The following is a 14,118-nucleotide window of genomic DNA, read 5'->3' on the forward strand; positions in this document are numbered from 1 at the left end:
CCCCAGCGGCGGGGGGGAACGGCACAGGGATATCCCTGGGAGCGGCCTTCGACGCGCCTGGCCTGTCTATAATCGCCGGCACTGGGCATCCGCCACATCCCATCTGGCTCTTCTGCCCATCCACTCGAACGGCATAGCCTGCCGGGCTTATTCGATGACAAATTCCACCAGTGGCACTGGCGTCACAGCATCGGCGTTCCTGCTCAAGACCAGTCCACCGCGCGGACCGCGCCACCTCCTTGCGCGCCGACGCCTGCGCTCGGACTGCGAGCACTTTGTCGACAGGCCCGTGACGATCGCGCAAGCGCCTGCCGGCTTCGGCAAGACATCCCTGCTGATCCAGTGGCACCGCGAGTACATCATGCGCGGCAGCGCGGTTGCCTGGGTGTCGCTGGACGAGCACGACGATCCGGGGCGCTTGTTGCTGGGGCTCACGAGCGCGATTCGCTCAGGCTGCGGGCGGCCAGCATTCGGCAGACGGCTGCCGGACGGGGAAGGATCGTCCCGCGGGCCGCTGGAAGGCTTCACCGCGTGGCTGGCGGAGATTGCCCACGTTGCGCTCGATATCGTCCTGATACTCGATGAAGCCGAGCGGCTGCCGGAGTCCAGCCGCGATGCGTTGATCTACCTGCTCAACAACCTGCCACCCAACCTGCGCATCGTGGTGGCGGCCCGGGGCGGGTTCGACACGGTCATCGAGCGGCTGGGCCCCTATGACCAGTGCGTGAAGGTCGATGCCGGGATGCTGCGCTTCCGCCTGGACGAGACGATCGCGCTGATCGGCAGCCACTTCGACGCCAGTGTCGAAGCCGACGCGTGCGCCAGGTTGCATGACGCGACCGAAGGCTGGCCGCTCGGCCTGCAACTCGCGCTGGCCGCAATCACCCATGCTCCCGATCCCGTTGCCGCTATCGATGCCTTCGCCAACAGCACCGGAGGCATGCGCGAGCACTTCGTTACCGCGCTGCTTGCCCGGCTCTCCGATGCGGATACCGGATTCCTTACGCGTATCTCGATTGTGGAGTTGTTGCATGCCGATCTTTGCCGCGCCGTGACGGGGTTGCAGGATGCGCAGGAGCGCCTGCAGCGTCTTATGCATGACACGCCGATGTTTGTCGTTGCGGACCAGCATGGCGAGTGGTTCCGCCTGCATGCGTTGGCACGCGATGCGCTGCGCGCCCGGCTGACGGACCTCCCGGCGCAGGAACTCGAAGGGATGCATGATCGCGCCATGCACTGGCTTGCCGATCATGGCATGACCGAAGCTGCCGCGCGCCACGCGCTTGCCAGCGGCCAGCGCGAGACCGCCTACGGCCTGGCGCAGCGCTGCCTGCACGAGGCCGCGACCCGCGGTCAATTGTCAGCCGTGCTCGAATGGCTCAAGTGGCTGCCCGAGTCCGAGTTGGACAAGCATCCACGCCTGCGCCTCGCGGTGGCATGGGCGCTGGCGCTGAGCGAGCGTCATCAGCAGGCCGAGGCGCAAGTGCGGAAAATCCTCCACCACGCGACACCGGACGACGCCATGCGCTACGAGATCGATCTGATCCTGAGCGCCGCCGCCTATTACGCGGACGAGCCAGATTGCATGGCCGCCCTGTTCGATCGCTGGGGGGAGGTGCCGCCCGTGAGCGATGCGTGGCTGGTGCAGGCGCATGCCAATCGCCTGGCTGCCCGCGCGTTGATGGCGGGGGAATATGCCAAGGCGCGTCGCTACGAGCAGAACGTACCACTTGGCGAGGCTGGTCTTGCCTACCGCTATGTCGTCCGCTGGCGCGATTACATCATCGGACTGGCGTACATCTTCGAGGGCCAGGTGCTGTCGGCGGAGCGCACGCTGCGGCCGGCGCTGGCCCGCGCCGACGAAGAGCTGGGTCGGCGCCACCCGTTTTCCTGCATGCTTGCCGCACTGCTAGCCACCGCCATTTATGCACGGGACCAGATTGACGAAGCAGCAGCGCTGCTGGCCAACCGGCTCGATATCCTGGAGCGCGGCGGCACGCCAGACACGGTGCTGCTCGCTTACCGCACGGCGGCCCGCATTGCAGCGGCCACGGGTGCTGAACATCGCGCCCTTGACTTGCTCGAGACCATGCATGCGGTTGGCATTGCCCGCAACCTGCCCAGGCTGTGCGTGGCGAGCCTGACCGAGCAGTTGCGGCTGCATAGCGGGCGCTTTCGCTCCGAGACATGCCGGACCCTGCAGCGGCACATTGACGAGATCGTCGAGGGCAATGCCTCGTCCGATTCTCCGATCAAGCAGCGCAGCCTGATCTTGCTCCAGGAGCTGGCACATGCCTATGCCCGCATCGCCGAGCAGGACTGGCGAGCGGCGCAGCAACAACTGGCGCGGGCCGAGGCGGGGGCGGCGGCGATGAAACTCGGGAGCCTGCGCGTTGAGATCATGGCGCTGCGGGCGCTGGCGCAGGACCGCTGCGGCGAGAAGGGGCTAGCCTTGCTGCGCGAAGCCATGAATCTTCTACAGGCGTACGGGATGACGCGCGGCCTGCTCGACGTCAATCCCGCGCTGGCGGACTGGGCGCGCAATAGCGAGATGGAATCGATCGGTGCGCAGCGTCTTGATCCTGCCAGGCCGGCGCGGGAGGCGGTGCCCCTCACTGCCGAGGCCGGCGGAGACAGGCCGCGTGTGGCGCCCAGCATGGTGCTGACACCGAAAGAGCGCAATGTCCTGGAGTTGCTGGCCCGGCATCTCGCCAACAAGGAAATCGCGCTTGCCATGGGCATCGGGCAGGAGACGGTCAAGTGGCATCTGAAGAACCTGTCGGCCAAGCTGGACGCCGGCACCCGCAAGCAGATCGTGCACCGGGCGCAGTTGCTGGGCTTGTTGCGCGACGCATAGCGGAAGTGCCGTCGGTCCCGGCCGGCAGCGTGACGTTACTCAGTTAAGACACAGCCTCCCCCCCGCTGCTGGGGGGAGGCTCTTGTCCGAGACATGTTTGAATCGGTCAGATGCTCAGTCCACCGGTCGAAACCGCAGCCACAGCGCATTCATTCGGCCAGAGCATCACTCCGATGCATTATTTTGTCTCTGAAGGACGACCATGGCCTACTCTCTGACTCGAGCCGACTTGAACGGCATCACTGACGCTGAACTGGCGCGTAGCACCGAAAAGCTCCTGCCGAAGTGGGACGAGATCCCTGAGGAGTTCCGGAACGGCAATCTTTACACCCAGGTCGCGGACGCTCGCCTTTATGATTACCCGCTGCCGGGCGTCTCCATCTCGTTCCTGCCCGGCTTTGAAAACGAAGGCGCCGGCGAGGCCCTGGACCGCTGCATCACTGCGCACCTGAATGCCTTTGCCGTCAAGCACGAACACAAGATGGCCGCCGTGGGCTACATGATTTCCAAGATCTGCAAGGTGACAGTCGTTTAACTGCCAGCAAGACTCCACCGGCCCGTCCTCGTCCTCCGCCGCGAGTGGGGAAGGGACCGGTCTCGACGCGAATCAACCGCACGCCGCCCGGCAACCCGTCCACGCCGGGAGCGATGCTGAGCGGCAGGCATTGCGGCTGATCGCACGCGACATGCCGCTGCTGGAGTTGCCTGGAGTGAAGTATGCCGCGGTGCTGAACGTCATCGCCAACGTATCGGATGACGAAGGCGCGTCGACGCAGGCCTGGAACCGGCCAGGCCTGCGCGTATTCGCCCGCTACGGCGCGCCAGGCGCCAGGAATCCGAGGCTGCTACTGTGTCAGCACCCAGTTAGCCAGGGTTTTCAGTTCCGCTTCGCTTAGTTGCGGGAACCCGGGCATGGGAACGGCGCCCCACTTTCCGCTGCCGCCGGCCCGAATGCTCTGCATCAGTTGCGTGGTCGCATCCGGTTTTCCGGCGTATTTCGCCGCGACATCATGCAGCGCTGGCCCGACCACTTTCTTGTCGACAGCGTGACAGGCGGTGCAGTTGTTCGCACTTAGCAGGCTCCTGGCATCCTGCGGCGCCGTGGATGCCTGCACGGCAGGGTGCGCGCCAGCGGTTCCCTGGCTGTCCTTGCCCCGTTCGGCGCCGTAGGTCTTGACCAGATAGTCGACCATGGCCGGCATATCCTCATCCTTCAGCGGCGCCCCGAATGGCTTCTTCATCTTCTTTACCGTGGCTTCCCAATAGGCGCGTGTAGATGAAGGCGGCTGGGTCTGCACGTATTGCGCTGAGTGGCAGGTCATACAGTTCTGCTGCACTAGGCGGTATCCGGGGAGTTCGCTAGCCTTATAGCTGGCGGTTTCCGCGGGGAGCGTGACTTCCAGTGCAAAGGCAGCGGGAATGCCGCTCAAGACCGCCATCGTGGCGATAAGGCCGGCACGCACCAGCTTATGCGGATTCTTCATTGTGTCCCTCATACGGCGCTGACGCGGGTGGTTTCCACCACGTTGCGCATATAGCCAGCCGGATTCCAGAGTGCATTGAGCGGCTGGCTTTGCCCGATTCGATTGGTGGCGCGTACGCGCAGGTCGTAGCTTCCCTTGCGCGACGGGCGGAAGGCCACGCTCCACTCCCGGAAGGAGTAGCGGCCAAGATCCTTGCCCAGACGCGCCGCGCTCCAGGTCTGCCCGCCATCGGCGGAGAAGGCGACGTCGGAAACACCGTACCCACCGTCGAATGCGATGCCGCGCACGACTGTCTCATGGCCGGCCGAGACCTTGCTGCCGGTCTGCAGGCTGGTGATGAAAGAGCGAACGTTGAAGCGGCCAATCGGCGTCGTGCGCGCGGGCGCCTTGCCCGGTTCGACGCATGCGCAGTCGTTGTCGGGAATGCGATACGCTGTGCTCATCCAGAAGCCATCGAAGACGCCGTCAAGCACCTGGATATTCGAAAGGTGTTTCACCCAGTAGGTGCCATAGTGACCCGGTACCACCAGGCGGAGCGGATAGCCATTGAGCAAGGGCAAGTCCGCCCCGTTCATGCCCCATGCCAGCATCACCTCGCCATCCAGCGCGTGATCGATATGCAGTGCTTTCATGAAGTCCGGACTGCCATCCAGCGGCGGACGGTCCAGTCCATCAAAGCTGACCTGCACGGCACCCGGCTGCACGCCAGCCTTTTCCAGTACTTTCTTCAGCGGAACCCCCATCCATCTGGCATTGCCCATGGCACCGTTTGCCAGTTGCCCGCCATTGACGCGCGGCTCGAGAAAGCCGCGGCTATTCCCGGAGCACTGGTTGACCGCCACCAACTCCACGGGGTCAGCCATGCGTTTCAGGTCCGCCAGCGACAATGCCAGCGGGTTCGCAACCTTGCCGCCCACTTGCAGCCGGTAGCTGTCGGGATCGATGGACGTGGGAATGCCACTCCAGTGGTATCGCACAAAGAATGCGTCGTTCGGCGTGAGGACGCCTTCGTTGAAGACGCTGAATGGTGTCTCGAGCTGCGGGGGGCGGCTGGTAAGGAGGATCAGCGGGCGTTTCTGGGGGAATGCCACCAGTTCACGCGTGCCGTTGTCGAACGGCAAGTCCACGGTGCCTGCGCTCGCGGTCGCCATTGCATCGAACGCGATGCCGCCCAGCGCCGCATGCGCCCCGAGTGCGGCAGCACCGCGCAGGAAGGTGCGCCGCGCGGGCAGCATCTGATCAGGGTTCTTACGGTTCTCCACTATTTCTCCTCTTCGGTTGGTCTTCTTATCGCTTCTTATCCGCCGTCGCTCAGGCCGTGAGCCAGCACAGGGCCGCGCCACCTGTGATCAGGAACACGAACAAAATGCCCGCCAGGATCATCGGCGCGCGTCCGGTCCGGACCAGGTCAATCAAGCGCGTCTGCAGGCCGATCGCAAGCATGGCGGTGGCAAGCAGCCAGTTGTCCAGCGCGATCAGTCCGGGCTTCCAGTCAGGCGGGACCATGCCGGCGGAGTTGATGGCCATCACGGCAACAAAACCAAGGGCAAACCACGGCACCGAGCGCAGGAGACCGGACCAGCCAGCACCGCCCGTATCGAGACCTTGCTTGCGGTCGCTTGCGCGGGTCCACAGTGCCATGATCAGCAGCAGGGGGCCGAGCGCCAGCACGCGTACCATCTTGGCTACGACGGCGGCATCGGCGGTCGCGTCGCTGACCATCTTGCCGGAGGCAATGACCTGTGCTACCTCATGCAAGGTCGCGCCGGTGAAGATGCCGAATGTGCGCTCGCTGATCGCCAGGTGCATGTGGCCCACGGCGAGGTCGAAAAGGTAAGGGTAGAGCACCATGCCCACAGTCCCGAACAGCACGACCGTAGCCACGGCAACGGCAGTCTGGCGATTGTCGGTCTTGACCACTGAAGCCATGGCAATCGCGGCGGCAGCCCCGCAAACAGCGCTCCCCGCGCTGACCACAAGCGCTTCGCGCCGTTCGAGGCCCAGCAGCCTGACGCCGATCCAGGTGCCCAGCAGCAAGGTCGAGACCAGCATGGCCAGGGGAATCAGGACACCTGCGAGGCCCAGCGCAACGATCGCGTCGAACGTCAGGCGCAGGCCATACAGCCCCACACCCAGACGCAGCATGTGATGCCGCGCGACTTGCATGCCCGGCGCCAGCGGCGTGAGCCAGTCGCGCGGCAACGTGTTCCCGGCGAACATGCCTGCGAACATGGCGAGTGTGAGGGCGCTCAGGCCCATCTTGGCGATGGCCGGATGCTCTGAAAGCTGAAGCGCCAGCCAGGCGGTAAATCCCAGAGGCAGAAGCGTAAGCAGGCGATTCCGCCAGTTCAGGGCGGCGGAGACGGGGGGGCTGCTGGCTTGTGCGATTGAAGACATGGGGGAGCTTTTCTATGTTGATATGCGAGCGTAGAGCGATCGGCTAAATCGGAAAAACGCGAAATTTGGATATCCCTTACCGGTTTTGTCGATAGATGGTCAAAACGCGCTTCCCGCCGATGCGCCGCAGCGCCGGTTTCCGCATCGGCACATCTCGTCGCCTGACTGGAGCCGGGGCTTGAATGGGCAGGGCGCGTTCCGGCGACAGTGAGCAATGGCGAAAAAAAGCTCGCATCTGGATTCCCGGATGCGAGCCTGAATGCCAAGAACCCGATGCCCAGTCTAGTCCTCGCAATGTAGGTGATTGCCCCCTGTCGCGGGGGGGGGGCAGCGACGCGATCGCCGGGCTCCCGTGTAACAAATCGCGCATTCGCACACGGCACCGTTCTCCCGCACCGCGTCGGCTTTGAGCGGCTTCAGCCGCGAACCGAGCGCAACATCGCTTCGAACAGCGTGTCCGGCGGATGGGCGCCGGAAAGCGCGTGTGTGCCGTTGAACACAAAGCAGGGGACACCGCTGATGGCATAACCGGCAGGCGGTAGTTGACGTACCGACCCGCGATGCCTGTCAGGGGATGCATCGAGATGCTCGGCCAGCCCTTGTCGGTCCAGTCCGCGGTCCAGTCCCAAGCGTTCCAGGACGGATAAGTCACCGATATCCTCTCCGTCCATGAAATAGGCGCAAAACAGGCGTTCTATCAATGCCGCCACTTGCACTTTGTCGCCATGCCCAGCGGCATAGGCGACCAGATCATGTGCTGCCGCCGTGTTAGGCAGGAGGGCGATCCGCTCGAAGTTGAAATCGACGCCGGCGGCGCTGCCGGCTTGCCGCACCTGGGCACGACGCCTGGCGATCGCGTCAAGACTGCCAAGACGTGCAAGGTAGAAGGCTTGGTAGTCGAAGCCGCCAACCGGTGTGTCCGGCAACAGCTGATGCGAGCGCCACAGCAGCTTCAGACCCACGTCGGGCCGTGCTTCGGCCAGACGGCTCGTGGCAGCCTGCAGATTGCGCTTGCCAATCAGGCACCAGGGACAGACAAAGTCGAAGAAGGCTTCGATCGTCAATGTGTGACGCATGCCATCGGGTTCGGTTTTCGCGGGCGCGGCGCTGAGGTTCATGTCGATAGCGTCTGGCATCTGTTATTCGGGCTTGAAGTCAATCGCCTTCAGTAGCGCGCCCTGGCGGTCGTGGGCAGCGTGAAGCGAGGCGCTTAGCTCAGCCTGGCTCTTGGGGAGCCCTGCATCCAGGCCCAGTTCGGCAATGCGATCCCGCACGGCGGGCGTTTCGAGTACCTTGCGGGTTGCGGCGCGCAGGCGTTCCTGAATCGCTTCCGGCACGTCCGGCGTTGCCCAGAGTCCTATCCACGCTACCTGATTGAGCCCCGGATATCCGAGTTCCGTGAATGTGGGTACTTGCGGCAGCACGGCGAGACGCTTCGGCGAGCTGACGGCGAAGGCATGGAGCTTGCCGGCCTTGATCAGCGGTAGCGACGTTGCGGTGCCGTCGAACATCAGCGGGACATGCCCCCCCATGACATCCTGTAGCGCTGGCGGAGAGCCCTTGTACCCGACATGGCTCATGTCGATACCGGCAAGCCGATTCAGTTGCAGGCCCATGGTGTGCCCAAGCATGCCGCTGCTGTAGGACGCGTAGTTGACGCTGGCCGGGTGGGCCTTGATGTATCGAATCAGTTCGGGAAGGTCCCTGGCGGGCAACTTCGGGTTGCCGACAAGCACCAGGCCGCCACGCGCCAGTTCCGCCAGTGGCTTGATGTCGTTGAAGGGATCAAAGCGGAGCTTTGACAGAAAAGGGATTTCGGAAGCAATGCCGTCCTGGATGACAAGGAGTGTATAGCCGTCATGCGGTGCCGCCAGAACGTCTTGTACCGCGATCGCGCCGAAACCTCCCGGCTTGGAATCAACGATAAAGCTCTGGCCAAGCTGCTTGCTCAGGCCGTCGGCAAGGCTGCGGGCAAGCATATCGGCAGTGCCTCCCGGGGGCGCGGCGGTGACGATACGCACGGGCTTCGCGGGCCATGCCTGGGCAATGGCTTGTTGAGAAGCGAAGCAGAGGGCCATTGCCCCGCCAGCCACTAGCGCGCGACCGTTCCTGGTGAACCAACCAATGCATTTCATGTGAGTCTCCTGGTTATTCTTGCGGCTCCGTGGCGCGGGCGACATGCCACGCTACCAGCGAGCAGTCTCGCCCCGCCGCGAAGGTTTCTACCCCGCACTTTGGTGAAGTGTTCTTGGGCACCTGTCGCCAGTATTCTGATGCTGGCGCGTGCGGCGTCCCCCCCCAGCAGTGGGGGGGAGCCGCAGCGATAGTCCGGCAGAATTCAGGGCAGCAGGCTTACTTCATGCCACCCTCAGACCCAGGCTCCGGCCGGACAAGCTGAAGTAGGCTGCCAGCCTTTGCGCCCGAACAGGCATCCGCCGGCGCAGGTAACGACGATCGCCAGCCTGGCATGTCCCACGCGCGCATCAAACGCGCGGCGGGCGCCGTACTCAGCGAACCATGGGGCGTTGTGCCAACGCACGGTTCGTACGCTGCATGGCCTGGCAAAGATACATACCCACCAAAACTACCAGGAGACCCTCCATGCAAGCCTTTGACCCAGCCTCGAGCCAGATTGCGGCAACCCCGTCGGCCTATGATTACCCGTTGCTTGTCGGACAGTTGCTTCTGAACTCTGTCAGCCTCCATGGCGACCAGGAAATTACCTACTGCGGCGAGCAGCGCTTTACCTTCGGGCAGTTCCGCCAGCGCATCGGACGGCTTGCATCCGCGCTTGCCGCGCAAGGCGTGGCGCATGGGGGCACGGTTGCCGTCATGGATTGGGACAGCCACCGGTATCTTGAGAGCTATTTCGCCATCCCGATGATGGGCGCCCGACTATTTACCGTCAATGTGCGCATCTCGCCCAAGCAGATTGCTTACACGCTGAATGACTCCGGCGCCGAAGTGATCCTGGCACACGCCGACTTCCTTCCGCTGCTGGAGGAAATCCGCTCCGAATTGCGCCATGTCCGCAAGATCATCACGATTGCCGACGGTCAGCCGCTGCCCGGGACCAGCCTGCCGGTCGCAGGAGAATACGAGGCGCTGCTCGGCCAGGCATCGCCCGACTTTGCATTCCAGGACTTTGACGAGAAGACTACGGCGGCCATCTTCTATACGACGGGCACCACCGGCGATCCGAAGGGCGTGAGCTACAGTCACCGTCAGATCGTCCTGCATACGCTCGCGACAGCCACCACTCTGTGCGCGCCGCGAGAGGGCCAGAGACTGCATCGCGAAGACGTCTACATGCCCATCACGCCCATGTTCCATGTGCTGGCGTGGGGCATGCCCTATGTAGCCGTCATGCTCGGTCTCAAGATCGTGCTTCCCGGCAGGTATTTGCCGGAAAACCTGCTACGGCTGCGCAAGACAGAAAACGTAACGTTCTCCCATTGCGTGCCTACCATCCTGCAGATGCTGCTGCAACAGGCTCGCGGGCAGGAGACGGATCTTCGCGGATGGAAGATGATCATCGGTGGCTCCGCGCTGTCGGCATCGCTCTGCAAGGCCGCGGTCACGGAAGGCATCGATGTCTTCGCCGGCTATGGCATGTCGGAGACGGGGCCGATCGTCGCGCTGTCGCAGTTCCCGCCGGGCGTGGATCCTGACGACATCGATGAAAGCGTGCGCCTGCGCTGCATGACCGGCAGGCCGGTTCCCCTGACCGATTTTCGTGTTGTCGATAGCGAGATGCGGGATGTGCCGCGCGACGGCAAGACGCAGGGAGAGATCGTGTTGCGCTCGCCTTACCTGACCCTGGGATACCTTGGCAAGCCCGAGGCCTCGGAGGCCCTCTGGGCGAGGGGCTACCTGCATACCCAGGACGTGGCAGTCATGATGCCGGATGGATACATACAAGTCGTTGATCGTCTCAAGGACGTCATCAAGACAGGTGGCGAGTGGGTGTCTTCCATCGAAGTCGAGCATTTGATCTGCGGGATTCCCGGTGTGCGTGAAAGCGCGGTAATCGGCGTGCCGGACGAAAAATGGGGCGAACGCCCTATGGCCGTGGTGTGCGTCAGCGATGAGGGCCTGACTGTCGAGGATATTCGCCGCCACTTGCAGCATTACGTCGACGCAAAGCGGATCAGCCGATACGCCGTGCCGGATTCGCAGCGAATCGTATTCGTCGCCGAGATCCCGAAGACCAGCGTAGGGAAAATCGATAAGAAGCAACTCCGAAAGAATCTGCTATAGCTGACCAATAGCTGACGAAGGGCGCAGCGGAGTTTTCTTCGATCTGGAAACGCTGAAGAAAATCAAATCATCCCGGGGGAAATAGCCATGCTTTACCAGCTCCATGAATTCCAGCGCTCGATGCTGCACCCGCTTACCGCGTGGGCGCAGGCTACAGCCAAGACCTTCACCAATCCCCTGAGTCCGCTTTCCCTGGTGCCCGGCGCCACGCGCCTGGCCGCCGGCTACGAACTGCTATACCGGCTCGGCAAGGAATACGAGAAGCCGGCTTTCGATATCAGGTCGGTACGCTCCAACGGCAGGGACATCCCGATCGTCGAACAGACCATCATCGAGAAACCCTTCTGCAAACTGGTGCGCTTCAAGCGCTACGCGGACGACCCCGATACCATCAGGCTGCTCAAGGATGAGCCGATCGTACTGGTGTGCGCGCCCTTGTCGGGCCACCATTCCACGCTGCTGCGCGACACGGTGAAAACCTTGCTGCGGGATCACAAGGTCTACGTGACCGACTGGATCGATGCCCGCATGGTGCCGGTCGAGGACGGCAGTTTCGGCCTGGCCGACTACATCCATTACATCCAGGAATTCATCCGCCACATCGGCGCGGAACACCTGCATGTGATCTCGGTGTGCCAGCCTACGGTGCCGGTGCTCGCGGCCATCTCCCTGCTGGCCTCGGACGGCGAGAAGACGCCCAAGACCATGACCATGATGGGCGGCCCGATCGATGCGCGGCGCAGTCCGACCGCGGTGAATTCGCTGGCGACCAACAAGTCGTTCAAGTGGTTCGAGAATAATGTGATTCACACGGTGCCGGCGAATTACCCTGGGCATGGCCGCAAGGTGTATCCGGGCTTTTTGCAGCATGCCGGCTTCGTCGCCATGAACCCCGACCGTCACCTGACTTCGCACTACGACTATTACCTGAACCTGGTCGAAGGCGATGCCGACGACGCGGAAGCCCATGTGCGCTTCTACGACGAATATAACGCGGTGCTGGACATCGATGCCGAGTTCTATCTCGACACCATCCGCGAGGTATTCCAGGAATTTCGCCTCGCCAACGGCACTTGGGAAGTCGACGGCAAGCCGGTGCGGCCGCAGGACATCAAGGGCACTCTGCTGTTGACCATCGAAGGCGAACTGGACGACATCTCGGGCGCCGGCCAGACGGCGGCGGCGCACGAGTTGTGCGCTGGCATCGCGCAAGAGAGCAAGAAGCACATTACCGCCGCCGGGTGCGGCCACTATGGCATCTTCTCTGGCCGCCGCTGGCGCGAGGACATTTACCCGGAAGTCCGGGCCTTCATTCGTAACGCCTAGCGTCCGCCCGGGTGCGGCGCGGGTCAGTCGTCGGGTGCCGCAACCGTAACCATCCCGCCGGAAACGGTTACCGGGTAGCGCTTGACCGCCAGGGCCGCGTTACCCGCCATGTGGCCGGTTGCCAGGTTGAACCGCAGGCCATGCGCCCGGCACTGGACGGTGGTGCCGTCGACTTTGCCCCCCGCCAGCGACGCGCCGGCGTGGGGACAACTGTCGGCCAGTGCGTGGACATGTCCATTGACATGGAACACCGCGACTTCATGCGTGCCAATCCTGAGCAGCCGGCAGCGGCCGTCCGGGATGTCGGTCAAGGCAAGGGTGACTTCGGTCATCTCACGTCCTGGGAAGAGGTTTAGTGGCGCTGGCGCTGGCGCCCGCAGAAGAGCCTTGATGATAGGCGTCTGCCATGGCGGTATCCCCCCCACGACGGGTAGGGGGCAGGGGCCGATCGGCGCCGGATCATGTTTCTTCCCTGGGACGCCTTGCGGCTACCGCTTCGCGTTCAGGCCATTCAGGTGCCTGACCAGCTTGCCCAGCGTGGTGGCCTGGATCAGCAGGCTGAACACCACCACCAGGTAGGTCACGCCGATCAGCATCTCGCGGCCCGGGAACTCCGGCAGCGATAGCGCCAGCGCGATCGAGATGCCGCCGCGCAGGCCGCCCCAGGTCATGATGGTGGCCGAGTGCGGATTGAGCCGGCGGAAGTTCTGCAGCGCCAGCAGTGGGATGGCCACGCTGATGCCGCGCGCCAGCAGCACCACGGGAATCGCCGCCAACCCCAGCCAGACGATATGCAACTGCAGGGACAGCGCGATGATCTCCAGCCCGATCAGGCCGAACAGCACCAGGTTGAGCAACTCGTCGAGCAGGCCCCAGAAGTTGAACAAATGCTCGCGCGTCTTTTCCGACATCGACTTGGTGGCGCTGTGATTGCCGATCACCAGTCCCATGATGACTACCGACAGCGGCGCCGACACGTGTACCACTTCGGCCAGGCTGTAGCCGCCGGTGGCCAGCGCCAGCGTGATCAGGATCTCGACGGGATAGCTGTCGATACCCCGCAGCAGCAGCGATGCCACGTAGCCCACCACGATGCCCAGCGCCACGGCGCCAAGCACTTCGCGCACAAGCGCCACCGCCACATGGGAAGGAGAAAAATCGGTGGCGCCGGTGGCCAGGCCCACCAGCGTCAGGAACGCCACCACCGCGGTGCCGTCGTTGAATAGGGACTCGCCGGCAATCTTGGTTTCCAGGCTTTCCGGCGCGCCCGCGCTCTTGAGCACGCTCAGCACGGCGATCGGGTCGGTGGGAGAAATCAGGGCGCCGAATACCAGGCACCACAGCAGGCTGATCGGGTGGCCGAGCCATTGCGCCACATAGTAGAAGCCGGCACCGACCGCGGCGGTGGAGATCACCACGCCCACGGTGGCCAGCATGATCACGGCCCGGCGCTGACGGCGCATGCGTGAGAGGTCGACGTGGAGGGCGCCGGCAAACAGCAGCAGGCTGAGCAGGCCGTGAAACACGACATCGGAGAAATCGATCTGGGCCACCAGCTTGCGGGCCTGCGCGACCATTTCAGGATGGTTGAAGCCGAGGACGGAGACGCTCAGGCAGGCCACCAGGCCGACGGCGGTGATGCCCAATGTATCGGGCAGCTTGATAAAGCGGTGGTTGATGACGCCAAAAATGGCGATGAGGGTGAAAAGGGCGCCGGTCCCTTGGAACACAGTCATGCGAGGGGGGTCTCCTGCCTTTCAGGCATTGCGAGGTGGATGAGGCCGCGTTCAGATC

Annotated in this window: 11 protein-coding genes; 4 read left to right on the forward strand and 7 right to left on the reverse strand. The window is 63.6% G+C overall.

The window, feature by feature from the left end; genetic code table 11:
- Positions 1-154: 154 nt before the first annotated feature.
- Together ACZY0R_RS15165 and ACZY0R_RS15170 are read left to right on the forward strand one after the other, a co-directional pair.
- Positions 155-2,857 carry a winged helix-turn-helix domain-containing protein gene (locus ACZY0R_RS15165; RefSeq protein WP_488859168.1) on the forward strand — a complete coding sequence of 901 codons (2,703 nt, stop codon included), beginning with the start codon at positions 155-157 and terminating at the stop codon, positions 2,855-2,857.
- 229 nt (positions 2,858-3,086) lie between these two features.
- Positions 3,087-3,392 carry a hypothetical protein gene (locus ACZY0R_RS15170; protein ID WP_488859169.1) on the forward strand — a complete coding sequence of 102 codons (306 nt, stop codon included), beginning with the start codon at positions 3,087-3,089 and terminating at the stop codon, positions 3,390-3,392.
- A gap of 310 nt (positions 3,393-3,702) precedes the next feature.
- Here ACZY0R_RS15170 and sorB read toward each other — a convergent pair whose 3' ends face one another.
- The 5 genes from sorB to ACZY0R_RS15195 form a co-directional block, all read right to left on the reverse strand.
- Complete coding sequence (gene sorB, locus ACZY0R_RS15175; RefSeq protein ID WP_488859170.1) at positions 3,703-4,341, reverse strand: SorB family sulfite dehydrogenase c-type cytochrome subunit; 639 nt, start codon at positions 4,339-4,341, stop codon at positions 3,703-3,705.
- Between the two features lie 8 nt (positions 4,342-4,349).
- Complete coding sequence (gene sorA, locus ACZY0R_RS15180; protein WP_488859713.1) at positions 4,350-5,576, reverse strand: SorA family sulfite dehydrogenase catalytic subunit; 1,227 nt, start codon at positions 5,574-5,576, stop codon at positions 4,350-4,352.
- Positions 5,577-5,652: 76 nt separating this feature from the next.
- On the reverse strand, positions 5,653-6,738 hold the full coding sequence (locus tag ACZY0R_RS15185) for a YeiH family protein (RefSeq protein ID WP_488859171.1): 1,086 nt from the start codon (positions 6,736-6,738) through the stop codon (positions 5,653-5,655).
- A 416-nt stretch (positions 6,739-7,154) separates the two neighbouring features.
- Positions 7,155-7,856, reverse strand: a complete 702-nt coding sequence (locus tag ACZY0R_RS15190; protein WP_488859172.1) for a DsbA family oxidoreductase — start codon at positions 7,854-7,856, stop codon at positions 7,155-7,157.
- Positions 7,857-7,877: 21 nt separating this feature from the next.
- The gene (locus ACZY0R_RS15195; protein WP_488859173.1) at positions 7,878-8,873 is read right to left on the reverse strand and encodes a Bug family tripartite tricarboxylate transporter substrate binding protein; all 996 of its coding nucleotides are present in this window, start codon (positions 8,871-8,873) and stop codon (positions 7,878-7,880) included.
- Between the two features lie 466 nt (positions 8,874-9,339).
- Here ACZY0R_RS15195 and ACZY0R_RS15200 point away from each other — a divergent pair, with 466 nt between their 5' ends.
- Together ACZY0R_RS15200 and ACZY0R_RS15205 are read left to right on the forward strand one after the other, a co-directional pair.
- The gene (locus tag ACZY0R_RS15200; RefSeq protein ID WP_488859174.1) at positions 9,340-10,998 is read left to right on the forward strand and encodes a fatty acid--CoA ligase; all 1,659 of its coding nucleotides are present in this window, start codon (positions 9,340-9,342) and stop codon (positions 10,996-10,998) included.
- Between the two features lie 87 nt (positions 10,999-11,085).
- Positions 11,086-12,324, forward strand: coding sequence for a polyhydroxyalkanoate depolymerase (locus tag ACZY0R_RS15205; protein WP_488859175.1), 1,239 nt, complete (start codon positions 11,086-11,088; stop codon positions 12,322-12,324).
- 23 nt (positions 12,325-12,347) lie between these two features.
- Here the strand turns inward: ACZY0R_RS15205 and ACZY0R_RS15210 are convergent, their stop codons facing one another.
- Entirely contained in the window at positions 12,348-12,656 is a 309-nt protein-coding gene (locus ACZY0R_RS15210; RefSeq protein WP_488859176.1) for a Rieske (2Fe-2S) protein, read from the reverse strand.
- Between the two features lie 156 nt (positions 12,657-12,812).
- Positions 12,813-14,060 carry a cation:proton antiporter gene (locus ACZY0R_RS15215; RefSeq protein WP_488859177.1) on the reverse strand — a complete coding sequence of 416 codons (1,248 nt, stop codon included), beginning with the start codon at positions 14,058-14,060 and terminating at the stop codon, positions 12,813-12,815.
- Positions 14,061-14,118 lie beyond the last annotated feature (58 nt).

The sequence above is a fragment of the Cupriavidus sp. F041 genome, from assembly GCF_057814235.1.

Bases quoted from the DNA above. Each gene is read 5' to 3' on its own strand.
- ACZY0R_RS15165 (WP_488859168.1), top strand. From the start codon at position 155: ATGACAAATTCCACCAGTGGCACTGGCGTCACAGCATCGGCGTTCCTG.
- sorB (WP_488859170.1), bottom strand. From the start codon at position 4,341: ATGAAGAATCCGCATAAGCTGGTGCGTGCCGGCCTTATCGCCACGATG.
- sorA (WP_488859713.1), bottom strand. From the start codon at position 5,576: ATGCTGCCCGCGCGGCGCACCTTCCTGCGCGGTGCTGCCGCACTCGGG.
- ACZY0R_RS15185 (WP_488859171.1), bottom strand. From the start codon at position 6,738: ATGTCTTCAATCGCACAAGCCAGCAGCCCCCCCGTCTCCGCCGCCCTG.
- ACZY0R_RS15190 (WP_488859172.1), bottom strand. From the start codon at position 7,856: ATGAACCTCAGCGCCGCGCCCGCGAAAACCGAACCCGATGGCATGCGT.
- ACZY0R_RS15195 (WP_488859173.1), bottom strand. From the start codon at position 8,873: ATGAAATGCATTGGTTGGTTCACCAGGAACGGTCGCGCGCTAGTGGCT.
- ACZY0R_RS15200 (WP_488859174.1), top strand. From the start codon at position 9,340: ATGCAAGCCTTTGACCCAGCCTCGAGCCAGATTGCGGCAACCCCGTCG.
- ACZY0R_RS15205 (WP_488859175.1), top strand. From the start codon at position 11,086: ATGCTTTACCAGCTCCATGAATTCCAGCGCTCGATGCTGCACCCGCTT.
- ACZY0R_RS15210 (WP_488859176.1), bottom strand. From the start codon at position 12,656: ATGACCGAAGTCACCCTTGCCTTGACCGACATCCCGGACGGCCGCTGC.
- ACZY0R_RS15215 (WP_488859177.1), bottom strand. From the start codon at position 14,060: ATGACTGTGTTCCAAGGGACCGGCGCCCTTTTCACCCTCATCGCCATT.